Raw genomic sequence first — 26362 nt, 5'->3', positions numbered from 1 at the left:
TGATAGCATCATGCTATCCACGGTATACAGAGAGGGTTAGCATAAACTAAAATACTGATCGTTTTTTAACTTCTCTAATTCCCAATGTGAGAATTATTATAAATGAACCTAATACGGCTGAAGATAAGACTATAAACAACCAGTTAGTGTCAGCTTTATCCGTTAGCTCGTATATTTCTGATTGACCACTTTCTATATTAATCGTGTACTGGTTGCCGTTAGATTTAATAACAGTGTCCGACAGCAAGCTCATTAATCGTTTCCCATTTTCTAGCTTTCCCTCTAGAACGACCCTTTGTTTCTCTGAAGTGTTATTAATAGCCACCACAATTGTTTCTTCTTCATACACTCTAGAATATATAGCTATTCCTTCATCCTCGTGAAGGACCTCCATTTTTCCTCTTGTAAGGGAAAGATGTTCTGTCCTTAACGACCCAAGTATGGAAATATAGTCAACTAAATCGTTTTCACTATCAAATTGCATCATTCTTCGATTGTCAGGGTCATTTCCGCCATCCATCGCTATTTCAGTCCCATAATAAATTATCGGTATACCAGGAGCGGTGTACAAATAGGTAAGACTCTTCTTGAGTTGAGATTTAGGCTCTTCTTTTTGGTTAAGTACCAAATTACTAAATCTAGTCATGTCATGGTTATCAATAAATTGGCCGAGAAAATTGGAACGATTAAATAATTTTTCGTTTCTTTCAACGTTTGAAAATAACCAGCCAAGTGATTGGTTAGATTTCTCAAAAGCTGTACGAAGGCTATCATTTTGAGAAAAATCAAAAAAGCCATCAATCCCTGTTTCTTCATATTCAGCAATTACATTTGGATTATCATGCCATACCTCACCTATAAGATAAAAGTTTTCCTTTTCAGCTTTAATAGCACTCGAGAAATCGATCCAATATTCCTTAGGAACATGCTTAACTGTATCTAAACGATAACCGTCTATATCGGTTTCCTTGATCCACCACTTTGCAGCTTCTATCAAATATGCAGCTACTTCTGGATTGCTTTGATTTAAATCAGGGAGGTCATACAACCATCCGTTTTCAACTTCAGCTTGGTCATTCCAATTAGAAATTGGCTGATTTGAATGAAACCACTCTTCCTTAGAGGGATCATTTAGCCATTCATGATTCGGTCCAACATGATTCACAACAAAATCTAAGATAATCTTTATGTCTCTTTCATGAGCTTCTTGCACTAACGCTTTAAATTCTTCCATTGTACCGAAATACTCGTTAGTTTTATAATAATCTTTTGTCCAATACCCATGGTACCCTTTTGGAGTGTTCTCGAAGATGGGCGTCAGCCAAATAGCTGTAAAACCCATTTCTTTTATATAATCAAGCTTATCCATTATTCCTTTAAAATCCCCACCATGATAGGCATAAGGATCTTCTAGGTTAGCGTCCTTATCATTTGAAGTGTCACCATTATTAAATCTGTCCACCATAATCATATAGACAATCTCATCCTGCATTGTAGCATCTACATTAGCAGAAGCATGATAGGGATTGAAGCTAACTAAAAGCACTAGCAATATTAGTAAATGTAAACACCTTTTTATAGTCACACACCCCCGCCAATTTCCATGAACTATTGTCAGCCTTTTGTTCCACCAGCAGTCAATCCAGAGATAAAATACTTTTGGAAAGTTAAGAACAAAATTGTTATAGGAATTGCGATTAAAACGGAACCAGCTGCAAATGTCGTAAACTCATTACCAAATTGCTTAGATACTAATTCATACAGTCCTACGCCCATCGTAAATTTTTCCTCGGAGCGTAGCATTACACGGGCAAGTATAAAGTCTCCGAACGGTGCTATAAAGGAGAACAAAGCAACTACGGCAATAATTGGCTTAGCTAATGGCATAATGATTTGCCAGAATATACGGAGGTGACTTGCGCCGTCCATCCTTGCAGATTCATCAAGCTCTTTAGGGATAGTATCTAAATATCCCTTCATAAGCCATGTATTCATAGGGATTTGCCCACCTGTATAAATTAGGATTAATCCTAAATGAGTATCTAAAAGTTCTGTTCTTTGTGCAAGAACAAAAATTGCTATAAGAGCTGCAAAGTTAGGGATCATTTGAAGTACTAAGAACGTTAATAATCCATTCTTACGGCCCACAAATCGGTATCTAGAGAAGGCGTATGCAGTTAGAGATACACTAATTACAGCTAAAGCCATTGTGATCAAGCTAATTTTCATTGAGTTGATATACCATAGTACATAATTAGAGTTTTCCATATCGAACAGGTCTAAGTAATGTTTGAAAGTCGGATTTTCAGGAAACATGGTAGATCCCGAAAGGCTTTGACCCGGATTGAGTGATGAACCAATAACCCAAAGAAGTGGATAAATAACAACTACAGCAGCTACCAGGAGAATAAAGTATGAAAGTGTCAGTCTGATGATTTTTTCAGTCTTCATATTCATATCACATCATATCCTCCTCTTTAAATGAATTTGTGCGTTTAAACTGCCATAGGGCAACGGCTACAACAACTAAGGATAATAGCATCGTTATGGCTGCAGCTTTACCATACTGAGCGGAAGTCATCGTTAACTTGTAAATCCATGAGATTAAAATGTCTGTACCTCCAGCATTTTGCCCAGGCAATGCTGGCCCACCGCCGTTGAATAAGAAAATTACGTTGAAATTATTAAAGTTAAATGTATATTGCGTGATTAAAATCGGAGCAGTCGCATAAAGTACCATCGGTAATGTGATGCTTCGAAACTTTTGCCAAATAGAAGCACCATCCACGTTAGCTGCCTCATATAATTCATCAGGAATAGACTGTAGAACACCAGTTGTCATAGCAAATATAAAAGGAAATCCAAGCCACGATTGTATACCTATTAAGGCGATACGGGTCCACATTTCAGAAGTCATCCATGGGACAGGATCTATTCCAAAAAAGCTTAGTATGCCATCATTTATTACTCCGAATGATTCATTGAACATTCCAGAGAATATCAAAATCGAGATAAATGCTGGTACTGCCCAAGGAAGTATTAAAATCGTACGGAAAACAGCTTTTCCTTTTAAATCCTTTTGGTTAATCACAACTGCGAGGAATATACCGATTGCTACCTGGATTGTTGTTGCTCCAAAAGTCCATACGATCGTCCATCCAAGAACACTAAAGAAAGTAGAGCGCCATAACTCTAGTTTGAAAATATCAATATAGTTTTGTATTCCTACCCAATCGACTAATTTAGCCGGTGGCGTGTGGTATAAATCATAGTTAGTAAAAGAAAGTAATATTACGAAAAAGATAGGGAAAATTACAACAAAGATTAACAGTAAAAAACCAGGGGAAATCATAAGATAAGGAAAACCATTGTCTATTAAATTATGATATTGCTCTCTTACACTGTTTAACTCGAAGCCTTTATCTCTTTTTTTTCCGTTGTTATACGCATCGTAAATGTTAAATGCATAAATACCTAAACCGATTGCTGCTACTAGCAAAGCTATGACTCCATCTACTAATAAGAATACGGAGTGGTCTAGACCTGGTATTTCTCCAAGTGTGAACAATCCCCAAAAGCCCCAATTAAGCGTTTGATAAAAACTACTAAAAAATGCGGCTGTTAAAACTAAGAAAATGATTCCTTTAACATATTGTTTATTGTAAAACTGACCAATGCCTGGAATAATCGATAATAACCCAGCTGTTTTTCTATGTTTGTTGGTGGCATTACTGTCCATTGCTAATGCGGCCTCCTTCTTTCCTTTGAAAGGAGTATTTTCTCTCAAAATTGTATTCACAATCCTTTAAATATAAGCAAAGCCATGCCCCCGTGTAGGAAACATGCCTTTGCGATTAAAAATCATTTAAAATCATTTAGGGTGATTTGTTTCAATATTTGTTTTGATGTTTTTAACTGCATCATCCATTGCGGCCTTAGGCTCAGCTTTTCCAGTTGCAATAGTTTGCAATGCAGAAGCAGCCGGACTCCATACTTCAGCCATTTCTGGAATGTTTGGCATTGGAACTGCATATTGAGATTGAAGTGCTACAGCTTTAGCTCCTTCGTTATCTGCAATGATTGGATCTTCTACAAGTGTTTTAACTGGTGGAATTTCTTGTGTAGTTTCAAAACGAATTTTTGCATTTTCTTCGTTTGTTAACCATTCGACTAATTTAGTAGACCAGTATTTATGTTCTGTAAAAGCAGTTACATGCCATCCTTTAACTCCCATGAACGTTTTCATTGGTTCACCATTCGGAAGCTTTGGCATTGCTGAAATACCGATATCTATTCCAGCATCCTTCATGCTTTGGAAAGACCAAGGACCATTCATAACTGAAGCAATTTTTCCTTCGTTGAATAGACCGTCTCTAGTAGAACCACCACTTTCCCCAATAATTCCTTTAGGGAATAATCCTTCTGAATACCATTTTTGAATGTAAGAAGCTCCTTCAATTGCTCCCTCGTTATTTAAACCGATATCGTCTCTGTCAAGAGCACCATCATTTTCCTTGAAAACGTATCCGCCCATACCAGCAATTACCCCATGTGCAAAATAGAAATCATCCCAAGTTGCGATAAATCCAAATTGTTTGCCATCTGTAAAACCTTTTGAAAACTCATATACCTCATCCATAGTTTCCGGTGCTTCAGACATCAATGCCTTGTTATAGATGAATACTGGTGTCTCTGTCGCTTTAGGAAGCCCATAAAGCTTGCCATCGTATTTTTGTGCATTTACAGAAGAATCACTGAAGGTTGATAGAACTTCATCACTTACTTCAATTTCTTGTATAAGACCTTCTGTTACTACCTGGCCGATTTGGTCATGAGGTAAAGTAACAACGTCTGCACCAGTTCCAGATGGACCGTCCATACGAAGCTGATCACGCATTTTATCAGCCATACCTAATTCTTTGAATTCTACTTTAATACCATATTCTTTTTCAAAGGACTCTATTGCAGGTTTTAAGGCTACAGATTTATCTGTATCTTCCCATACAATTAGCTTTTCTGGTTTAGCAGGTTCATCCGAGCTACCAGCATTTTCATTATTGTTTGAAGTAGACGTGCCCGTGTTAGTTTCTCTATCTGGTCCACATGCTGCTAAAATAGCCATCAGTAGAACCAAAATAGATAAGAATGATAGTGACTTTTTCATTTCTTTAACCCTCCCAATTTGTGTCTCTCTTTTTTACCAAAGTTGTACAACCGTTTGCACAATAAATTTAATGAAAACGCTAACATAAAATTTATCTATGAAAATAATTTTCTATTTATTCCTGTTATTGCATGGTATGTAAGTTAAATAGAAAAATATTATTTCAACTAAATTTTATGAAAGCGATTGCACAACTTATGGTTTTATTATACATTTAAAGTAAGTTTACACAAACACTTTTTTAAATTTTTTAAAAAAATATTTTATTTGTGTAAAAATATAGTCAAATTAGTAGAAGTGATAATTGGAAAAGGGGAGTTATATGGAAAGAGCTGCTGTATTTCATAGACCGGTAGACAACTTAGCGTATCTATTAGAAGAAAAAACAATGCATATACGCTTAAAGACGAAAGCAAATGATCTTAACGAAGCATTACTAATCCATGGAGATCCATACATTTGGGAAAATGGAGAATGGAAATATAACGTGGCTAGAATGTATTTGGTAGGATCTGATGAAGTGCATGATTACTGGGAGATTAAGGTTTTCTCTGAGACGAATAGAATCCGTTATGGCTTTAAGTTAATTTCAAATGATGAGCAAATTGTTTATACAGAAAAAGGGTTCTACTCGGAAGCTCCTAATGATTCCGACTACTATTTTTGTTTTCCATATTTGCACAGCAATGATATTTTTGAGGCCCCTTCCTGGGTAAAAGACACTGTTTGGTATCAAATTTTCCCAGAGCGCTTTGCAAACGGTGATCCCTCTATTAATCCTCCAACCGCTAAGGTATGGGGTTCCGAGCCTCCTGCAATAAATAATTTTTTTGGTGGGGACTTTGCCGGGGTCATTCAACATTTGGATTATTTAAATGACTTAGGTATAAATGGAATATATTTTACACCTGTATTCCAAGCTAGTTCCAACCATAAGTATGACACAATCAACTACTTAGAAATCGATCCTCAATTTGGTGATAAAGAATCCTTAAAGCTTCTTGTGAAAGAATGTCATAAACGTGGCATAAAGGTGATGCTAGATGCTGTTTTCAATCATAGTGGGTACTACTTCCCCCCTTTTCAAGATGTATTAAAAAATGGAGAAAGTTCTCATTATAAGGATTGGTTCCATATTCATGACTTCCCTGTCCGAGGTGGAGAGAGACCAAATTATGAGGCGTTTGGTTTTGTAGAGTCTATGCCAAAGTTAAATACAGCTAATCCTGAAGTAAAGAAATACTTATTAGATGTAGGAGCTTACTGGATTGAGGAGTATGACATAGACGGCTGGAGATTAGATGTTGCTAATGAAGTGGATCATCATTTCTGGCGAGAGTTTAGAACTGTAGTAAAAAATATTAAGCCAGATATATATATATTAGGGGAGATTTGGCATGATTCGATGCCTTGGCTTCGAGGAGATGAGTTTGATGCGGTCATGAACTATCCCTTTAAAACCAATTTGTTTAATCTTTTAGTAAATGGAAGTATTAGTTCTCGACAGTTTGTAGAAAATATTACTAAAGTTTATTACAACTATCCTAAAAATGTTTTTGACTATACTTTTAACCTTGTTGGAAGTCATGATACGGCAAGAGTATTAACAGAATGTGATAACAATATTAACAAAACGAAACAAATCTTCACTGTTCTTTTAACCTTTATGGGGACACCTTGTATCTATTATGGAGATGAAATCGGATTAACTGGTGGTCAAGACCCTGGTTGTAGAGAATGTATGGAATGGGATGAATCAAAGCATAATCTGGAGATGAAAACCCATATTAAAACCCTTATTAAATTAAGAAAACAAGAGAAGCTACTTGCAAACGAAGGCTCTGTGAGATTTATCCGTCCTTCTTCTGAAAATGGTATTTTTGGTTATGAGAAATTCAATGATGATTATTCCGTACTAGTATTATATAATCCATCACAAACGGAGCAGGCCCTGGATTTAGACCAAACAAGCAAATATGATCTATTATATAGCGATACTAAAAGTTTCAATAGCACCGCAATAAGCTTAAATGGTTATGGTTTTGCAATTATAAAGAAAAATGCAAGCGTTGTAGTATGAGCATAACTTCAATTAATCAAATAAAAAATGTTTAGTATGTACAATAAACTCTAACTAATAGAAAAATATAGATAGGATGGTGTGACATAAGGTCTCACCATCTTTTTTAACGTTATTTTATGTCAATGGTCTGTCCGTTGTTCTCGCATGTCTGGATAATAGCACATTAAATGCATTTTTAGCTACTAGGTCAACCCACCTTAAATTTTTCCATTCTATTATTCTATCGCTACTATCAATTTTTGGAGCAACCTTTCATATGATAAATAGGAATCAGGTAATATTTTGGGCTCTGTCACATACAATCAATTGATAAAACAAATATACAACTCGTTTTATATGACGGAGGCGTAGCCCATATGAATTCCCGTTTTCAAGAAAAACGTACTCTTTTTCAATGGATAAACATGATGATTCCCTATATTTATACGATAGGAATTCTGTTAATTTTGGTGTGGATGGCCACCTCCTCCCTAATCATTGGCATTTCGACATGGCAGGAGAACCCTAAAGCATTTTTTCTTCAGGAAATTGAGGTAGATAATTCTAATACAGTACAAACTGTTCAAGAAACTACTTTTTCACTTATTATAAAACCCTTTGTTGAATCAAATTTTAACCAAGTCATTTTTAGAGGACTCTTTTTACTATTTATATGGTTTTTATTATTTTTAATAATCCCAGTTGCTTTTAAGAGATTAAAAAGGTTTAAGTTTTTGAATTTAGAATTTGAAGTAGATAATATTGAGCAAGCCGCTATTGAAACAGTGGAAATCAGTGGTACAAAAGCAAAGCTCATGGCTTATTTTACAGGTGACGACGCCTCTGGAAGAACTCTGGAGTTCTTATTCAGGTCGGCAATCGATTTTAAAGAGGTTTTAGAATATTTTTTAGAGGAAACACAAATCGGTTACAAAAATCAACCAATCAATGGTGCGTTTTCTTTTGCTGTGTATACTGGAGACACCCCTGAAAAGTTTGTGAACCTAATAGATGAATCAAAGGAAACTGGAGAGGCAGTAGTGTTTAATAGGACAGATGACTTAAATGTATGGAAGAAAAATTATTTAGTTTACTATTTTGCATATGACAATTTAGAATTTACAACAGTGATTGAAAGCTTTACTTACTCGTTTGATATTATTGATAAATATCTTTTTGAGCTTCTTCATAAAACAATTGCCAAAAATATTGAAAATATTGAATACATGGTGGCATTGACTAACTCAGAATCAATTGAAAACCAATAAAATATAATTTATACATTAAAGGAGTGTTGAGTATGCTAAGTGAAAAGGTACCTATTTGCACCGAGGATGTTAAAAATCGGGCAGCAAGAAAACTGGGTAGATTCAATACGACAAAAAAAAGTTCGAAACCTGTAAAGACTGCTGCAATAACCGGAGATTTAGTTAAACCAATCCATGTAAACAAGTCCGAGCCGCTAGTAAAGAGAATGACTTATTTTCAAAACAACAGTTAGTACCCACTTGTTCAAAGTGGGTACTTTCTATTTTTTTCTTTAAAATGTTTGGAGTGCTTTTCAGCTATCTCCTGCATAATTGGCGAAGGCCCAACCAAATCTGCTGGTCGTTTTACGGGTAAGTGGTTTAACTTTATTTCATTTACTCCTTTGAACTTCTCTCCCCTTAGAAGTCGCTCATAAATATCCCTTATTTTCATTGCTTCCCCTCGTTTTCTACATATTCCTTTTGTAGTATATTCAGTTATGCTAATTAGACGTATGTACTTGCTTGCATAATATGGAAGATAATAATTAGTTTACATAATATTATTATAGTAATTTAGTGGATGTGGAACATGAAATGGAACATGCATAAAAAGCAGGAGCTATTAGTATAAACCATACTCATGCACCATCTAGGGTGGTTAGTCTTGATATTTTAAGCTCCAGACGTACATAGAAGTTCTATTAGAATAAACGCATATAAATATCACTTTTCTCTCATTTTAAGCAGATGTATGCGATTCGAATTACGAAAATCTCCATTTCTCAAATTCAATTCATGAGAAATGGAGACCGTTTTTAATTATATAAGCAATCGCTTTTCTTTCGTATATTTATGGGCAATGGTATTACATCAGCTTCTCCATATATACTTGGACAATTTTCTTTTCAAATCCAATCTCCATAAGAACTTCTGCTAGAGGATTATTTGATGGAAAGTTAAATGTTGATAGTTCAATCGAATTCTCCATACTTGCTGTTAAGTAAGATATAAACTTCCTCGTAAATTCTGTACTATTTATTTTTTCAGGTTGATAATTCAAATCGTAGATGTTGACCTTTTCAACCTTGCCTTCTGCATTTATCACTTTTTTGTAAAGACCATAGCCTACACTGCCTCCCAGCTGATCTTTAACAACAAAGGCATCCCCGTGTTTAAGGCTCTGCCACTGGCACTGCCATGGAATATTTGATGTATAGAAATCAATTTTAGCAAGCTGTTCAGGTAAAACTGCTTCCATTGTCCACTTGTTATTTTGCAATGGAAATTCATCGCTATTAATCTGTTTACTTATGAATAATAAATAATCCTTCACTTCATATCCTAACTTTTTATATAAAGCGATCGCTCTTTCATTTTTTTCAAGTGCCTCAAGAGTTGCTGTTGAAACATTATTTTTCCGATAGATTTTAAAAAGTGCTTCCATCATTTTAAGTGCAGCTCCTTTGCCTCTATAGGATGGAGCAACACCTGTTCCACCATTCCAGGCTAATTTTTTGCCGCCATCTTCCCTTATGCCAGTTAAAATAATGCCAACTGGTTTGCCATCCATAAAACCGACGATAGAAAAATCAGTCGAAAGCTCCTCACCTACTATTTTCTTGATTAATGAGTGAGTATCCATCGTAGCAGGCAATAAATAACCTTCAAATCCTTTATTCCATGCTTCAGTGATCTCATCTAAAGTGCATTTAGCTAATGTCTTTATTTCCATTACATATTCCCCTTTATCGATGATTCTACTAATGCTCTATAACCCATATTTCCAGAATCATTGGTTGAAGTAGTTTGTATTAAGTGCCAAAGTCTATTTCTAAAGTATCATCACCAAAATATATTAAGAATTCTATTTGACAATGTAAGAGCATTATCCTCCTTAAATTTAATAATTTTTCGATGACGTTGAAATAAGATCGTCACATCTAGTAAGTAAGTTGTAAAATCAAGTCCTTATTTCGTTCTGCATACTTTTACATGATTAAAAAGGAATATTTGAATGTATAAAGAATCAATATAAAATGTATAAACTCCCTGCTGTTAAGTTAATACAATGTTATGGATTTAAAGAAATAGGTTTACATAATAATATTATGTAAACCTCTTAATTAGTTTGATTGAATGGATTACTCTCCAAAACATGTTGAATCTCTTTATCTTCAACATGTGTATAGATTTGAGTGGTAGAGACACTTGTATGACCTAAAATTTGCTGCAGGCTTCTAATATCAGCTCCGTGTTTATACATAATGGTTGCAGCTGAATGGCGCAGCTTATGTGGAGTGATATTATCGTTTTTTAGTCCAGAATCCATATTGATCTGTTTAATAATTTTAGCCACAGTTTGTCTAGTTAGGCGTGTCCCTTTTTGGGATAGAAATAAAGCAGTATTACTATTCCCCCCATGTATAGATGATCTTTCCTTTTCAAAATAATTGCGAATAGAGCTGAGACAGGCATTATTTAAATATACCGTTCGTTCCTTGTCTCCTTTACCTACAATTCGAAGTGTTCGATCATGAATCGAATTAATGTTTAAGCCACATAGCTCCGATACTCGGAGTCCTAAATTTAAAAAGAGTATTACCATGCAATAGTTACGGTAATAGTGGTTGCTATGCTTGATAGCTGCTATAAACTGCTCTGCCTCTCCTTGGTTCATGTAAATGGGAGATTTTTTTCCTATCTTGGGGCTTTCCAGCTCATCAGCTGGATTATCCTCCAATAATTTTCTTTTCCCTTTTAAATATTTGAAAAAAGATTTTAGTGTAGCTACCTTTCTTGCTCTTGTAGCAGCACTATTGTTTCTTTGTATCTCACAAAATTCTATAAACATGTATAAATCTTCTAATGTAATTTCACGTATTCGATCAATGGTAACATCTTTTATGTTTATCTCGTCTATTTTCCTAGCTGGTATATCATCATCCAATGATTTAATAAATCGAAGAAACAAACTTATATCATATTCATACTCTTTTCTCGTACGGGGAGATTTCCCTTTAATTGTTGTTAAATATACTAAAAAGTCCTTAAGCAATCTTGGAATTTCTCGTTGCAATTCGCTCACCTCATAACACCCATTTTATCACAAAAAAAGGTTCCCAAATATGAATTTGGGAACCTTTTTAAAATTTCTTTAAATATTTTACTTTATTTAGGATTTTTGTCGTTTTTTATGAATGCTTGAGATTGGCTCTGAGAGCACTTTAGAAAATCATTTCCGTATAATTACCTTGAAGGGAGCTCTGAATCTAATCTAGTATAATTCTCTTTTTAGCTTTGAATGTACTCCTTAATGGAATCAAAATCCTTTTTCATGTAACTAGAGGTTTGCGAAGTTTCTACATACCAATTTTTTATTTGTTCCTTTTCTTTTTCTGATATCTCTTTGCCTTCTGTTTCTTTTTGTACTACAGCATTTACTAGTGCTACTCGATTTCTGTAATATAATATTTGTTGCATGAACCGATCTTGAATTTCTGGATTAAATAACTCGCCCATTTTTATGATTCCATTATTTATATGCTCCTCGGCGTAAATGGTAGAGGCAACTACTGCGAGCTCATCCTTAAAGGTTTTGCTATTTAAGATTTCATTTTTGTATTCATCAGACATTTCGCTGCAAACATTAGCTATGTCTAACAACAAAGCCTGATTTGTTTCATCTAATTTTTTATTGTTGTCAAATACATCTGTAATGTCATGTATTTTCTTTAAATGTTGTGTAATAATATCTATTTTCTCCACGTTAAAAGCTCCATTATCAAGCAACCTTTTTGTTCTTTCATGAACGTATAACCTTTGAAGATAGCCATAAAGTAATACCAATCCGTTATATTGGATTGCAGCGTTCATATTCTTCCCCCCTTTTCCTATCATTATTAATTGGTTTCCCTGAGTAGAACGTAGTAAACAATAAATTTTAAAAAATTGGAATAAAAAAAGACCCAGCAATGAATTCACTCATCACGGATCTGTTTCAAGTGTTTTATTTTGTGCCTTTAATGATTTTCTGCGGATAGAATACACAAGCATCATTAAGATTGGGATGAATAAAAAGCCAAAAATACTCATAGAAACGACAGTACTCCCAACAAAATTTCGTTGCACTACTACATTTGGAAATATGATTATGGAAAGAGCGGTAACAATTATTCCAATGGGATAACAAAGTAATTTATAATTTTTCAGTCTGAATAGTTGGACAATGCCAAATATTGCAGCAAAAAAATATAAACATAACTTCAAGAATATACTAATAATCCAAATACCAGCCATCAAGGCTTCAATACGGCTTACTGCATCTCCAATCGTAATTTGTTTTGCAAGGTAATAGCTTGGATAAGTCAATCTCGAGGTTAAAGGTGCACTTAGTACAGCAATGCACAAGATAGTAACAATAAATACTAATACTCCCCCTACAAAGTTACCGAAAAGATAAGCTTTTTTCGCCTTCTTCACGCCTTCTGAAACGTAAGGGTAAACCATAAGTAAAACGAGTGAATTGGTAGTAGATATTACAATGTAAAATAAAGAGGAATCTGCTAAAGTGCCAATATTTTTCTGAAACACTGGCAATAAATTATGTGTATCTACTATTGATAAAGTAGACAGCACTAGAAAGGAAAAGAAGATGAGAAATATAAATAATAATATTTCTGCAGAAAGTGCAAGTGTATTCAATCCTAATCTAAGAGCTACTACCACCAATAATGCGAGTAAGGCATTAATAATAACCGGAGGTGTTTTAGGTAGCATCTGTGTGGTGAGAAATGAACCCGCATCTGCCAGTAATATTGCAGCGAAAATGATTACCAAAATAATAAAGAAAATAGAAAAAATGGACCCGAGAAAACCTCCAAATATTTTCTTATTAATAGCAATATAATTTAAACCTGGAAACCAGCCAGCTAATAAGGTATACATATAGACAATTACTATACTCCCCAGTATTCCCATAATACTAGCTATCCAGGCATCTTGCTCTGAATGCTGTGCTAGATGTGACGGAACGAATATGATGCTAGAACCAATTGTAAAAAAAAGAACGAGCACAAAAAATTGAAATGAATTTATGTTATAGGAAGTTATAATATTTCGCTCCTTTCTTTACAATTTTTCGTCCATAAGTAAATTACTAATAGGCTTAAATAATTTGGACAAAAAATCTGCTAATGGAATTGGAATACTGAATGCTATAAAAAAGCAAAGACCCAATCCTAAAAAAAATAAAATCCAATATAAAAATTTCTCTTTTTTTTCTGATTTATTTTTCAATAAAGGTAAATCCAATTTGATGATTAATGCCCCAATAGATATGATAATTAAGCTATTTACCATTCAATTTAATCCTTTACATTACCCAAAAGAGAGTTATTGGTTATTCCTGTATTTTTTATTGTTGCTTCCACTTCAATAATTACTTCCAGCTCTGCGAATAATTCCTCTGTCCACTGATCTTTTATTTTGTTCCATCCCTTTGGATCATTTTCATATATAGTCCTCCCAAAACCGAATATATCTGAATGATGCTCGTCCTGTAATTTTTTTATTGTTTTTAGCATAGAGGCTTTCAGTTGTTTTTCGTAGTTTGTTTCTAATTCCTTAATGATATTTTCATCTTGGAGATCAATGTCACAAGCAATTGCATTTATATTTCCTGATAATTTTATGTTCATATCAATTTTTGGCTGACCATTGATAACATTGCCTTTCAATTTGGATTTAGCCTTGTTTATTCTTAGTTCAATATTTCCTTCTTTAGGACAAGAAACAGTATCTACTGTTGATTTTAGATGATTCGTTATAATGTTAAAATTGACTGTATCCTCTTGCTCTAACCATCCAACTAATTTATCCTTTTTAAATACACTAAGTCCTGACATGTTAAGATGAGCCTCTGGATTTATCCCTTCTAAATTTTGTTTACTTGCACCTTTTTTTGTATCCCCTTTTAATTCTACTTTTGCTAATACTGGTTGTTTTCCAACCTTCTCTAATTCTTGTGCAATTTCGATTAATGAAATCCTAACGCTTTTACCACTATTTTGGGCAGTTTGCTGGATGCTGTAAAACATATGAATAGGAGCAATTTCAAGAGGGGTCTGTACCTTTAATATCTCCTCTGCATTAGTATCCTTTGCTACAGCAATAAAAAAATCAGACCGAACCTCCCAATTTCTAGTGAATGAATCAACTGTCTCTACAATTCCTTTTTCTCGAGCTAATGTTTCACCAAAGACTAATATTTGAAGGTGACCAGGATATATTGCTCGAGGTGAAGCTTCGGTGACTTTATTAATTGCTCCAAGTACACTTTTATCTTTTGCTTTCAGCATTGTAATTTGCGAGTTCCCAGTCCCCCCATTTTGAGAAAGTTCTGATGGTACAATGACTTGAGCTGTTACCACGTATTCATCATCTATTAAATCGATACCAATAGCCAATGCTATTGCTATTTCATTTAACTCAGACTTATCCCAACACCCGGAAAGTAACAATAAACAAATCATTAAGGACATTTTTTTTATCATAATCTTTATGTTTTCCCCTTACTCTTTTTCTCTTTAGTGCTTGGAGCATGCTGTCTCACCAAATTCTTAGAAAAGTAGGAAGAACGATGAGTCATTTTCTGAAGAGGTGAACGCAATACTGTGTCTTTCTGTCCAACTAAATTAAATGGCGCAAATGGATACATGTATGGGATTCCGAAAGATTTAAGATGACACAAATGAAGTATCAACAAAATTAGTCCTAGTACTATACCAAATAATCCGAACATACCGGCCAATAATATAAAACCAAAACGTAGTAATCTTCCTGAGATTGCAATGTTATAGGTCGGTGCTACAAAGCTAGCAATTGCAGTGAGCGAGACTACAATTACCATTACTGCAGATATTAACCCAGCTTCTACTGCTGCAGTTCCTATTACAAAAGCCCCGACAATTGACATTGCAGATCCTATAACTCGAGGCATCCGGAGACCAGCCTCTCTTAATAGTTCAAAAGCTATTTCCATCACGACTACCTCAGTAAGGGTAGAAAAAGGGGTATTTTCTTTTTGAGAAGCTATACTTACTAATAATTCAGTAGGTAACATTTCTCTATGAAAGTTTACTAAGGCTATGAACATGGCGGGAAATAACAAGGATATACTAAAGGCGAAAAATCTCAATAATCGAACAAAAGTAGCCATCCAATGTCTTTGATAAAAATCCTCTGGGGAATGAAAAAATTGCACAAATAATGTAGGCACTATGAGAGCATAAGGAGAACCATCTACAAATATTGCTACCCTACCTTCTAACAAGCAAGCAGCTACAGAATCAGGTCGCTCCGTATTATAGATTGTTGGAAAAGGGGTGTTGGGTTCATCCTGTATTAATTCTTCGACATAAGCACTCTCTAATATTCCATCAATATTAATTTCATTCAAACGTGCATGAACCTCTTTAATAACAGACTCTTCTGCAATTCCGTTAATATACATAATGGCAATATTGGTTTTGGTCCTAGTACCTAGCTCAACTTGTTCCATCCATAGATTTGTATCCTTTATAATTCTTCTGATTAGGGCAGTATTAACTCTTAAATTTTCTGTAAAAGCTTCTTTAGGACCTCTTATGACAGTTTGTGAAGTCGGCTCTGCTACCGCACGTTGCTGCCAATTTTTGTTTCCGATTATAAAACCTAATTCTGCACCGTCAATCAATAAGATAGTGTTTCCTGATAGTAAAGAGGTGAACAACACATTAAAATCTTTCACTTCTTTTAATTCTCCAACAGTTAATGCATAATTCTTTAATGTATTCATAATTTCAGATTCATTCATTATAGTTTCGCCAATTGGAATATCATTCAAATCAATCATTAATGATTCCATTACAAATTCTTGTATAGCATTAGCATCACTAAGTCCATCTGTATATATAATTGCAGCTTTTAAAATTCCGTTTGTTCCAATTTTTATTTCTCGAATGATAATATCATTACTATTACCAAGGGAGCTTGTTATAGTCTTGAGATTTTCATCAAGTTGTTGCTTGAGGGATTGTTGTTTATCGAATTGTTTCGAATCAAATCGATCACCAGTGCTCGATGATGATAATACGACTTTCTTCTTTCGTTTTAAAAAAAACATTTCTTCCCTCTTTTCGTGAGTATCCTACGAAAAAGTGTTTCCATTTTATGCATTATTTATTCAAAATCAAACTGCAATATACAGTTAAAATAGGTAAGTCTAAATAGTCCTAAATACAAAAAGATGGAGAAAATGATTCATTTTCTCCATCTTTTTAAGTTGTGCTCGAACCTTTGTTGTCCACTTTTAAGTTTTCAACTACTTATTATATTAACAATCCTCTATGAGAAGTTCTTTAAAACATTGGGCACAATAATATACCTTTCTCCAATAGGAATCATTATCTTCAATTGCCCAACACATGCTTAAGGTTGCCATTACGAAACTAGCTTCAACTAATTTTTGTTTGTCTAAGTGTAAAAGATTTGATAAACGGTTAATTCGATTATTGAGAACCTGTTTTACATCTTTGTTTTTTGGCAGATGATTAACCATAAAAGAGGTGAAGTCTAAGTAAAGATGACCTACCACTCCTTTTGGATCAATTACGGTCCATCCTTTTTCATCTGAGTAAAGGATGTTTTCATGGTGTAAATCACCATGTAAAAGAAATTCATTGGATGGATTCATAAAGTCCAGAGAATGAAGCTTTGCTTCAAGTACAAACTTCTTTGGAGGATATTCGACAAAGTCATAATCACTTTCTACATATCGGTCAAAGGCGGAGAACCAATTACTAATATTAGGCGTCGTAAGTGATAGATTTACCTTCCTAGGGAGTTTTGACCACACAGTGGCGTATTGTTCAATTGCTTCTTCTTCTGATAAATCAAACAGCATGTTGCCTGGAATAATTTTCTCCAGTAGCATTATTCCATGTTTCTTTTCATATCGCAAAAGTTTTACGCTTCCATTTCCATCATATGAAGCAAGGGTGTTGATTTCATTTGAAAAATCTATATTGGGGACACCGATTTTTAAAATTGCTGGACAGCCGTTTATTTGCTTAACATTTAATACATAGTTGTAGGATATGTTATCTACCGGGCTTAATATTGTTAGTTCCCACTTTTTTTCGTAAACTTCTATGATTTGATGTAAATGACTAAGCCATTGTATGCCTTCTTCTCCAAAAGCCCCCTTTATCTTTTGCACAAACGATTGGGGATACTCCATAACCCTACCTCCATTCTCTAGCTCTTAATTTACCATTTCTAAAATATATTAGCTTCTCTTATAAGTATAAAATAATTACTAATATCTTTGGTGCTTCTTATTTAATTTGTGAGAATTGTTATTTATATTTAAAAAATACTTTAGTAAAATAGAATGAAATAACTACTGAAAGTTGGAGATAAAATGACTATTGCAATAGAAACTGCAACCATAGCTGATTTTGATGAGGTTAACTCCATAGTAAAAGAGAGTCAAGATGAACACCACCGAGCTTTACCCCATATTTTTAGCAGAGTCGACCAAGTAATGCCACTCGATTACTTTCAATCGTTATTAATCGAACCAGCAAGTGAAGTATTAGTAGTTAGAAAAAATAATCAAATCATAGGTTTTGCTGTATTGGAGGTAATGGAGGCTCCACCTTTCGACTCACTTGCTCCAAGAAAATATGCATATGTGAACGATTTTGGAGTAAAAAACAGTCATAAAAGAAAGGGTATAGGAAAAATTCTATTTGAAGAGTGTATGTACTGGGCAAGTAGTAAAGGAGCAACAGCCTTGGAACTTAATGTGTGGGATTTCAATGAAGGTGCTATTACCTTTTATGAAAGATTAGGAATGAAAACAATCAGCAGGAAAATGACGATAAACTTAGAAAGAGAAACCGAAAATTAATATAATGAGAAAATGGACTATAAATAGAAAATTCATAGTCCGCTCACTTATTATTCTACTTTCGAACAGAAATTCTACCTAAATCAGTATCAAGTTTGATGAGATATTCTCCCTTACCGTAAGTGATAGAAGAATCAGATGAACCGAAAAGATCGATTCCGCCTAAGTCATTTTTTGTTTGAATAGTTGCATTCGTCGGTTCATTCTCTGTCTTTATTTCAATAGCTCCATTATCAGTGCTGAGGTTAATATGTTGATCAAGATTTTTCGTTTCTAGACTTATCGCACCGTTATCTGAATCAGCCACAATGATTCCAGCTATATTTTTCAAAGCAACTTTTCCGTTATCCGTTTCAGCATGAACATTTTTTCCAACGATGTCTTCTAGTAATACTGACCCGTTATTGGATTCAAAAATAAGTTGATCACCCTGAATATTGTTTGCTTTGATACTTCCATTTGAAGTTGAAAGATTAATATCATCATAAACCTTTTCTGGAAGATAAATCGTTAGTTTCGTGCTACCCGAATTAATACCAAATTGAAAAGTATTCCATCTCTTTTCTAACAACTCTACATAAAGAGTATCACCCTTAACTTTTGCTGAAAACTTATATTTTTTCTTCTGTTTTGTATTTCCTGTATATTCTACCTTAGTGTTTGAATCGGTTGTTGGTAAAACTGTAATGGAAGCATTGTCTGATACAACCTCCACATTTTCATACGTCTCTGCTATAGTTGACACTTTAGCTGCGTCTGCTTGAAATAGACCTTTTATATCAAAACCAATATTGATGATAGCTCCTACGAGTAAAATTGATACACATAAGATAATAATTTTTTTTAAGTTCATATATTTCCCTCCTTAACTTCATTATAGTGTGTTTGAAAAACATATAAATGGTCTGAAGAGCTGTTTAAGTGTAAGACCTAAGCCGTATATAGATTAATATATGCTCTTCATATTATTGTTATAGCATGGTTTTATCGACTTCCACATAGAAAAAGCAAGATATATCCAGGAGCTATTTGCTACTAATAACCTTCAAAAGTTAACATTTACCAAATTATAATAAAAATATGTAATGTTAAAAATAGACCTAAGTCTCTTGTTATGTAAGGCTTAGGTCTGATTATTATTTCTTATTTTCTAATGTGGTTTGTATTTCTTCTTCTAATAATTTTGTTCTTTCATTAAGTAGTTCTGTATAGCTAGCTAGTTCGTCTTTTTTTTGAACATTTATGAAAATTGGTTCACCAAACATTATTACAGCTTTTTTCATTCTTTTTAACTCCTTCAATGTTCGAGGACCGTAATAATAGGCTGGAACAATCGGGGATTTCGACAAGTTTGCAATAGTTACTGCGCCTCTTTTTAAGGGCGCTCCCTCTGAATTTCGAGTTCCGCTTGGGAAAATGCCGACAACTTCTTTTCTTTTTAATAGTTTAACGGGAATTTTAATAGTGCTAGGAGAAGGATTTTCTCTATCTACCGGAAATGCATTGATTTTGCGTAAAAGAAATCCGATTATCGGATTATCAAATAGTTCTTTTTTTGCCATGAAATGAACTGGTCTTGGAATAGCAATTCCTAATATAACAATTTCTAGCCAGCCCCTATGAGTACAAGTAACAATGTATGCTTCTTGTTGCGGCAGCAGTTCCTTGTTTAGCACTTCTACTTTCCCGAATATCCTTACAATTATTTTAGCAATACTTAATACAAATTTATACATATAACCCACCTTATTATCTACGATTAGCACCTAGTGCTAATTGTAGAGTAAATATCGGGAAATTACTAGGTTTTTTTAATTTTCACTTATCTACTTGTTTCACTAGATTCATATTCTTACTAATCCTTTCAGGGGGTTCTTGCTTTTTTCATTGTTTAAATATCGGAGCAGACTGTTGACCTTGTGTTTCTACTATTTCCTATAGGCTATGAGCTCATACTTCAATTCAAAACCTACCGATTTATATAAAGCCAATGCTTTGTCATTTTCAGCTCTGACACTCAATGTAATTTCTTTAATAGTGTCATAAGAAAATAAGTAATTGAGAGCGGATTGAATAAGTTGAGTCCCGATTCCTTGCTTCTGATACTCACTGGAAACTGCTATATATTCAATAGAGCCATTGTTTTGACTTGATTCTATCTCTACGTAAACATATCCTTTAACTTTTTCTAGACCCTCTGCAAAAATAAAAAGCTTATTTTTATTGTCCAAACGTCTCAGAATATCGGAGCTATTATAGTAAGTATTAGAAAATGATGCAGTATGGAGAGCTGTAAAGGAATCTTCGAATGATGGGCTGTATTGTATAATTTTGATGTTTTGCGGAGATGAGTGGTTTTTCTTAATGATAGATAATATCAGATGCTGTCCTATTTCCACTCCCCCTTTTTCCCGAATGTACTCTCTTGTAAGAAAATTCTCCTTATGAACAAAGAACTGAAAGGATTTTACGTCAAATGGCATCTGTGAAACTAAATGATTCCACATTCCATCTGCTATCTCCCGGTATTCCTCTGAAGCTAAAACAAATGGTCCCCAAACTTCAATAGTTCTTAATTGCTCATCCACATCAAAGCCAAGAGCACCTTTAATAATGGCATGTTCAGTGGCAATGACAAATGAGTGCTCAAAGTCTAAGTCAGAGAAATCATGTAGAATAGTATCTTCAATTTCTTTAGCAATAACTCCACAATAACCGATATGATACTCAGGCTGGAGATTCAATTTCTCGAGAAATTCCGAAAGAAGATGAATATCTTTTGGATTCTTTATCTTTAACATTTAACCGCACCTACTTATCAGTATTTTTTGTGATTGTATTTCAACCGCCTTTAGTTTTGAACAATCTTTTTTCTACTCTTAGGGACAAGTAATATCATTTGTTTCTAATAATCTTGAAATTAATATCCATCTTAATCACTAGTAATCTTTTTCAAGAGTAAATCCTTGTTCAAAACCATTCAACTGGAGATTAATTTCGTTGGTTATCCGAGTAAAGCAGCTTTTATAATAAATTCTAGCTTTCCTTTAAAAATCCTTTTTATTCCCTTTTAAAAATAGATGCTTCAATAAAAAAGCAATCCGATATAGTATTATTTCGGATTGCTTAAGATCATTTTATTAATTGTTAGTCTGTAAGAAAGACGTTTATGTGTCTATGTTTTTAAGATATAATTTTTCGTTTAGAAGCTTTCACCAAGATTTTAATTTTATTCAAATCTTTTTTATTAAATGCCTCTACAATTGCACTTCCGACAATGACTCCATCAGCCATACTAGTCATTTCCTCTACTTGCTCAGGAGATGATATGCCGAATCCTGCCATCACTGGTATATTACTAAGTTCTTTGATAGATTTCAAATGCTCTACTAAGTCTTTATTGAACTTTTCACGAGTACCAGTTATTCCGTTGACCGTGACAGCGTATATAAAACCTTCTCCAGCATTCACGATTTTAACTATACGTTCTTTCGGGCTAGTCAGTGACACAAGAGGCACTAAAGCTACATCTGTTTCTCTTAAGGCGATTCTCAAAATGTCACTCTCCTCATAGGGCACATCCGGTACGATTAACCCGGCAATACCAAGTCGTTCACAATCCTGTGCAAAATTACTCAATCCATAGCTCAACAAAGGATTATAATACGTCATAATAACTAATGGAATATGGATCTCTTGATAGATTCCTTCCAGTTCAGCAATGATATTTTTCAATGTAGCATCCACTTTAAGTGCTCGTTCACCAGCTTGTTGGATAGTTGGTCCATCGGCCACTGGATCAGAAAATGGAATTCCTAATTCAATAGCTGTTGCTCCAGCCTCTTGGAGAAGTAGAACTCTCTCCTTTAACTGATCCAGCCCCCCGTCCCCAGCCATAATATAAGGAATAAATACTTTATCGCCGCTGCTTAAACAATTAACTAATGCATTTGTAAGTTTTCTTTTAGACATGATTTGAGCCTCCTAATGCATCTCTAACTGTGTGTACGTCTTTATCACCACGACCAGAAAGACAAATGACTATTGTATCCTCTGGGCTCATTTTCTTAGCAAGTTTAGCTGCAAAATATATAGCATGGGAACTCTCTAGAGCTGGAATAATTCCTTCCGTTCTAGCTAGTAATTGTAATCCTTCTAATGCCTCAGAATCCTTCACAGAAAGATACTTCACTCTTCCAATGTCATGTAAATAGCTATGCTCCGGACCAACCGCAGGATAATCTAAACCGGCGGAAATTGAATGTGCTTCCTGTATAAATCCGTCTTCATTTTGCAGGACGTACATATAAGCTCCATGCAATACACCTTCTTTCCCCCCGGCAATTGCCGCTGCATGTCTCCCAGTTTCAATTCCCTCTCCCGCTGCTTCAACACCGTACAAAGCCACTTCTGAATCGTCTATAAAGGGATGGAACATTCCTATTGCATTGCTTCCTCCGCCTACACAGGCAACGATGGCATTAGGGAGTTTTCCATCCTTTTCTAGTACTTGCTTCTTAGTCTCTACACCGATAACACGTTGAAAATCTCGAACAATTCTCGGAAAAGGATGGGGACCAAGAGCTGAGCCTAAAATATAATGGGTGTCCTCGACATTTGCAACCCAATATCTAAGTGCTTCGTTGACTGCGTCCTTTAAAGTTCCAGAGCCTTGGTCTACCGATACAACCTTTGCACCGAGTAGCTCCATCCGGAAAACGTTCAGTTCCTGTCTGCGAACATCTTCTTTTCCCATAAAAACAATGCACTCGAGATTAAACAGTGCACAAACAGTAGCAGTAGCAACTCCATGCTGGCCTGCACCTGTTTCTGCTACAATTTTCTTCTTACCCATTCTGACTGCCAGTAGCGCTTGGCCGATTGTATTGTTTATTTTATGAGCGCCTGTATGATTTAAATCTTCCCTCTTCAATAAAATTTTTGCTCCACCGATTTCCTTTGTAAGACGTTCAGCAAAATAGAGAGGAGTTTCTCTTCCCACGTAGTCCTTTAAGTAATATTCTACCTCTTCTAAAAAGGAAGCATCTTCGATTGCTGTTTTATAGGCATTCTCTAATTCTACTAATGCAGTCATAAGTGTCTCAGGAACAAATTGACCTCCGAAACGTCCATATCGCCCAGCTTTTGTTTGTACCATGCTTATCTCTCCTCATCTTTGACCGTTTGAATGAATTCGCGTATCAATTGCTCATCTTTTCTACCATTTACCTCTACTCCACTAGATACATCCACCATAAAGGGCTTCACTCTTCTAATCGCTTCTTTTATATTTGATGCATTTAAACCACCAGCTAGAATTATCTGATTAGGGGAAATGCTGAGATCATTTAACAGTTGCCAATCAAACGTTACTCCACTTCCTCCTTTAAAATCTTTTCCTGGAGCATCGAACAGCATATAATCGGTATTAAACACTTTCGCTTTTTCCACATCACGACTTTCTCTGATAGATAGGGCCTTAATGGTTGGAAACTTAATATTTTCTATAAAATCTGGTTCCTCATTACCATGTAATTGAATTAAATCCAACGGAACCTCTCGAATTGCCTGTTCTAGTTCATCGCTGTTTGGATTGACAAAAACGCCAATTTTTAACACTTCTTTAGGGATGCATTTTGCTAAGTCATGAGCCTGTGATAATGTGACTCTCCTTTTACTTGGTGCAAAAACAAATCCAACAGCATCCGCGCCAGCTTCTATTGCTGCTACCACATGTTCTTTCTCCATCAATCCACATATCTTCACCTTAGTCATTGGACCATCACTTCACGTTCCACCTGCAATGTACGAAGTGTCTTATACGGATCATCACTTCGCATTAAAGCTTCACCTACTAATACAGCACTTGCACCGTATTTTGCAACCTGTATTGCATCCACATTATTGCAAATACCACTTTCACTAATTAATACCCGTCCCTCGTTAAAAGGGAAATTACTTGCCAATTCACCGGTGTGAGATAAATCTACTTGGAAAGTACGTAAATCTCTGTTATTTACACCTATAAGCTTAGTGTCTAATTGAAGTGCTACCTCTAGCTCTTGGATATTGTGAACCTCTACTAGCACCTCGAGACCTTTCGCTATTGCATATGTGTATAATTCTTTTATTTTTTCCTTTGATAATGCTGCGACAATGAGAAGAACAACAGAGGCACCAGCACTTTTAGCAAAATCAATCTGTACTTTATGAATGATAAAGTCCTTACACAAGATCGGTAAATCTACGGTTTCTGCTACTGCTTGTAAATCCTTAAAAGAACCTTGAAAAAAGGGGGAATCTGTCAAAACAGATATTGCAGCAGCCCCAGCTTCTTGGTAAACTAATGCTTGTTTTGCTGGATCTACTATTCCTTGAATTAACCCTTTTGAAGGAGAGGCTCGTTTAATTTCGGCAATTACTTGGAGCTTATTGTTCTGAAACAACCTATCAAATAGCGAAGGTCTTTTCAGTCTCTTTTTACATACAGGAATTGTTTCATGAATCATTTGATTGATGAGCATCTCTTTTTCTTTAAGAATTTTATCTAGAATAGTTGTCATGATAGTACCTCCTGAGCAAAATTAGGATTGCTATAAGCAACAACTGCTTTCAATTTATCAAGTGCTTTGCCAGAGAGAATACTGTCTTTTGCTAGTTTTACACCTTCAGGTATATTATTCACTGCTCCATTTGCGTAGAGTCCTATTCCTGCGTTAAAAATTACGCTATCAAAATAAGCATCCTGTTTACCGTTAAGCAAATTCAACATAATTTGAGCGTTTTCCTCTGCTGTACCCCCTCTTACAGCAGCAGGAGAATAAAAGGAAAGTCCCACATCCTCCGGACTAAGGGTGAAGGGTATCAGGTCACCTTTTTCGACTAATACTAAAGAGTTTTTTCCTACAAGCGATGCTTCATCCATCCCACCCGTCCCACAAACTACAATTGCTCTCTCTCTTCCAAGCATATGAAGTACTTTTGCGTATTCTATTGTAAAATCAGGACGGTTTATGCCAGTGTACTGGCTGAGAAGTGGAACCGGATTGGTAAGAGGCCCTACAAGATTAAAGATAGTCGGTTTTCCAATTTGTTGTCTCACCAGTCCAATTCTTTTTAGTTTTGGATGTACAGTCGGTGCATATAAAAAAGTAATACCTTCTTTGTTTAATATATTCAAGGAAGCCTGGATATCTAAGTTCGTTTGAATACCTAATGCCTCTAATACATCTGTACTTCCAGATGAACTAGAGATTTTTCTATTTCCATGCTTTGCTATACTCACGCCAGCTCCAGCTATTACAATGGCAGATGCTGTACTAATGTTAAAGCTATTTGATCCGTCACCACCTGTTCCACAGTTATCCATATAATTTCCTTCAGGAACATTTAAAGTGATTGCAAATGATTTAATTACTGTCGCAAGAGCAGCTACCTCATTTGCTGTTTCTCCTTTTATAGCTAAAGCAATTAAAAATTGTTTTATCAATTGCATATCCGTACTCTCATCCAAAATAATTCTAGATGCTTCCTGCATTTCTTCGAATGATAAATCTTCTTTTCTAAGGACCTGTTCAATATACTCTCTCATCTAATCTCTCCTCTGCTCTCTTCTCGTCTAAGCTAAATAAAAAAAGTCCCCTTCATAGGAATATAAAATTCCCATGAAGAGGACGATGTTAACCGCGTTGCCACCTCTAGTTGGAGTATATATACTCCCCCTTTTTTCCTTGTAACGTAGGAAATACGTCCACCTCTAAAACAAAAAGACATTCTCAAGGAGGCTCTCATAAGTCCATTCACATCAGTTGCAAATCAGTTCTCACCAACCACTGACTCTCTAAATTGCAGAACTAATGCTACTTCTCTTATTTAAACAATTTCTCAGCTATCTCATCTCGGCTCGTCTGTTCTCAAGGCGACATTGCTCTCAA

At 35.0% G+C, this 26362-nt stretch carries 25 protein-coding genes and 1 other annotated feature; of the genes, 4 read left to right on the top strand and 21 right to left on the bottom strand.

The features are described from left to right. Positions 1 to 46: 46 nt before the first annotated feature. The 4 genes from ACQKNZ_RS11380 to ACQKNZ_RS11365 form a co-directional block, all read right to left on the bottom strand. Positions 47 to 1579 carry an alpha-amylase family glycosyl hydrolase gene (locus tag ACQKNZ_RS11380; protein WP_427660155.1) on the bottom strand — a complete coding sequence of 511 codons (1533 nt, stop codon included), beginning with the start codon at positions 1577 to 1579 and terminating at the stop codon, positions 47 to 49. Between the two features lie 35 nt (positions 1580 to 1614). Beyond that, complete coding sequence (locus tag ACQKNZ_RS11375) at positions 1615 to 2457, bottom strand: sugar ABC transporter permease (RefSeq protein ID WP_144536394.1); 843 nt, start codon at positions 2455 to 2457, stop codon at positions 1615 to 1617. A 1-nt stretch (position 2458) separates the two neighbouring features. Next, a complete protein-coding gene (locus tag ACQKNZ_RS11370) occupies positions 2459 to 3739 on the bottom strand; it encodes a carbohydrate ABC transporter permease (protein WP_144537180.1) in 1281 nt (426 codons plus the stop codon). A 132-nt stretch (positions 3740 to 3871) separates the two neighbouring features. Beyond that, complete coding sequence (locus tag ACQKNZ_RS11365) at positions 3872 to 5164, bottom strand: extracellular solute-binding protein (RefSeq protein ID WP_154310792.1); 1293 nt, start codon at positions 5162 to 5164, stop codon at positions 3872 to 3874. A 322-nt stretch (positions 5165 to 5486) separates the two neighbouring features. Here ACQKNZ_RS11365 and ACQKNZ_RS11360 point away from each other — a divergent pair, with 322 nt between their 5' ends. The 3 genes from ACQKNZ_RS11360 to ACQKNZ_RS11350 all read left to right on the top strand — a co-directional run bounded on the left by ACQKNZ_RS11360 (position 5487) and on the right by ACQKNZ_RS11350 (position 8727). Beyond that, on the top strand, positions 5487 to 7244 hold the full coding sequence (locus ACQKNZ_RS11360; RefSeq protein WP_340863172.1) for a glycoside hydrolase family 13 protein: 1758 nt from the start codon (positions 5487 to 5489) through the stop codon (positions 7242 to 7244). 359 nt (positions 7245 to 7603) lie between these two features. Next, the gene (locus ACQKNZ_RS11355) at positions 7604 to 8494 is read left to right on the top strand and encodes a hypothetical protein (RefSeq protein ID WP_144536385.1); all 891 of its coding nucleotides are present in this window, start codon (positions 7604 to 7606) and stop codon (positions 8492 to 8494) included. Between the two features lie 32 nt (positions 8495 to 8526). Beyond that, positions 8527 to 8727: a hypothetical protein gene (locus ACQKNZ_RS11350; protein WP_144536382.1), complete on the top strand. Its 201-nt coding sequence runs from the start codon at positions 8527 to 8529 to the stop codon at positions 8725 to 8727. Positions 8728 to 8738: 11 nt separating this feature from the next. Here the strand turns inward: ACQKNZ_RS11350 and ACQKNZ_RS11345 are convergent, their stop codons facing one another. The 9 genes from ACQKNZ_RS11345 to ACQKNZ_RS11305 all read right to left on the bottom strand — a co-directional run bounded on the left by ACQKNZ_RS11345 (position 8739) and on the right by ACQKNZ_RS11305 (position 17753). Then, positions 8739 to 8927, bottom strand: coding sequence for a hypothetical protein (locus ACQKNZ_RS11345; RefSeq protein WP_144536379.1), 189 nt, complete (start codon positions 8925 to 8927; stop codon positions 8739 to 8741). A 414-nt stretch (positions 8928 to 9341) separates the two neighbouring features. Next, positions 9342 to 10208, bottom strand: a complete 867-nt coding sequence (locus ACQKNZ_RS11340) for a GNAT family N-acetyltransferase (RefSeq protein ID WP_340863173.1) — start codon at positions 10206 to 10208, stop codon at positions 9342 to 9344. Between the two features lie 387 nt (positions 10209 to 10595). Continuing rightward, positions 10596 to 11552 (bottom strand): tyrosine recombinase XerC, encoded by a 957-nt coding sequence (locus tag ACQKNZ_RS11335; protein WP_154310789.1) that lies wholly within the window; start codon positions 11550 to 11552, stop codon positions 10596 to 10598. A gap of 215 nt (positions 11553 to 11767) precedes the next feature. Next, complete coding sequence (locus tag ACQKNZ_RS11330; protein ID WP_427659762.1) at positions 11768 to 12349, bottom strand: hypothetical protein; 582 nt, start codon at positions 12347 to 12349, stop codon at positions 11768 to 11770. A gap of 111 nt (positions 12350 to 12460) precedes the next feature. Then, on the bottom strand, positions 12461 to 13570 hold the full coding sequence (locus ACQKNZ_RS11325) for a GerAB/ArcD/ProY family transporter (protein WP_427660153.1): 1110 nt from the start codon (positions 13568 to 13570) through the stop codon (positions 12461 to 12463). Between the two features lie 33 nt (positions 13571 to 13603). Beyond that, on the bottom strand, positions 13604 to 13834 hold the full coding sequence (locus tag ACQKNZ_RS11320; protein ID WP_427659760.1) for a hypothetical protein: 231 nt from the start codon (positions 13832 to 13834) through the stop codon (positions 13604 to 13606). Between the two features lie 5 nt (positions 13835 to 13839). Then, positions 13840 to 15015: a Ger(x)C family spore germination protein gene (locus ACQKNZ_RS11315; protein WP_427660151.1), complete on the bottom strand. Its 1176-nt coding sequence runs from the start codon at positions 15013 to 15015 to the stop codon at positions 13840 to 13842. Positions 15016 to 15032: 17 nt separating this feature from the next. Beyond that, positions 15033 to 16637: a spore germination protein gene (locus tag ACQKNZ_RS11310; RefSeq protein ID WP_427659758.1), complete on the bottom strand. Its 1605-nt coding sequence runs from the start codon at positions 16635 to 16637 to the stop codon at positions 15033 to 15035. A 210-nt stretch (positions 16638 to 16847) separates the two neighbouring features. Next, entirely contained in the window at positions 16848 to 17753 is a 906-nt protein-coding gene (locus tag ACQKNZ_RS11305; RefSeq protein ID WP_427659756.1) for an aminoglycoside phosphotransferase family protein, read from the bottom strand. 183 nt (positions 17754 to 17936) lie between these two features. Between ACQKNZ_RS11305 and ACQKNZ_RS11300 the strand changes: the two genes are divergently transcribed. Next, entirely contained in the window at positions 17937 to 18428 is a 492-nt protein-coding gene (locus tag ACQKNZ_RS11300) for an N-acetyltransferase family protein (protein WP_427659754.1), read from the top strand. A gap of 55 nt (positions 18429 to 18483) precedes the next feature. Here ACQKNZ_RS11300 and ACQKNZ_RS11295 read toward each other — a convergent pair whose 3' ends face one another. From ACQKNZ_RS11295 to trpD, 8 genes are all read right to left on the bottom strand, one after another. Continuing rightward, complete coding sequence (locus ACQKNZ_RS11295; RefSeq protein ID WP_427659752.1) at positions 18484 to 19281, bottom strand: DUF4097 family beta strand repeat-containing protein; 798 nt, start codon at positions 19279 to 19281, stop codon at positions 18484 to 18486. Positions 19282 to 19564: 283 nt separating this feature from the next. Further along, complete coding sequence (locus ACQKNZ_RS11290) at positions 19565 to 20164, bottom strand: lysophospholipid acyltransferase family protein (RefSeq protein WP_144536362.1); 600 nt, start codon at positions 20162 to 20164, stop codon at positions 19565 to 19567. A 192-nt stretch (positions 20165 to 20356) separates the two neighbouring features. After that, positions 20357 to 21229 carry a GNAT family N-acetyltransferase gene (locus tag ACQKNZ_RS11285; RefSeq protein WP_427659750.1) on the bottom strand — a complete coding sequence of 291 codons (873 nt, stop codon included), beginning with the start codon at positions 21227 to 21229 and terminating at the stop codon, positions 20357 to 20359. Between the two features lie 382 nt (positions 21230 to 21611). After that, a complete protein-coding gene (trpA, locus tag ACQKNZ_RS11280) occupies positions 21612 to 22400 on the bottom strand; it encodes a tryptophan synthase subunit alpha (RefSeq protein WP_427659748.1) in 789 nt (262 codons plus the stop codon). Further along, entirely contained in the window at positions 22393 to 23586 is a 1194-nt protein-coding gene (trpB, locus tag ACQKNZ_RS11275; protein WP_151109782.1) for a tryptophan synthase subunit beta, read from the bottom strand. Before trpB ends, trpA begins: the two co-directional genes overlap by 8 nt. A gap of 2 nt (positions 23587 to 23588) precedes the next feature. After that, entirely contained in the window at positions 23589 to 24203 is a 615-nt protein-coding gene (locus ACQKNZ_RS11270) for a phosphoribosylanthranilate isomerase (RefSeq protein WP_340863180.1), read from the bottom strand. Continuing rightward, entirely contained in the window at positions 24200 to 24991 is a 792-nt protein-coding gene (gene trpC, locus ACQKNZ_RS11265; RefSeq protein ID WP_427659745.1) for an indole-3-glycerol phosphate synthase TrpC, read from the bottom strand. The genes ACQKNZ_RS11270 and trpC overlap by 4 nt, the downstream gene beginning before the upstream one ends. Continuing rightward, on the bottom strand, positions 24988 to 26019 hold the full coding sequence (gene trpD, locus ACQKNZ_RS11260; protein WP_151109778.1) for an anthranilate phosphoribosyltransferase: 1032 nt from the start codon (positions 26017 to 26019) through the stop codon (positions 24988 to 24990). The genes trpC and trpD overlap by 4 nt, the downstream gene beginning before the upstream one ends. 75 nt (positions 26020 to 26094) lie before the next feature. Beyond that, positions 26095 to 26313 (bottom strand) — a binding site (T-box leader). Positions 26314 to 26362: the final 49 nt, after the last annotated feature.

The organism is Psychrobacillus sp. NPDC093200, assembly GCF_050280345.1.
In the GTDB taxonomy this organism is placed as follows: Bacteria; Bacillota; Bacilli; order Bacillales_A; family Planococcaceae; genus Psychrobacillus; species Psychrobacillus faecigallinarum.
The sequence above is the reverse complement of the archived record's forward strand: the minus strand, read 5'-3'. Positions and strand labels throughout refer to the sequence as shown.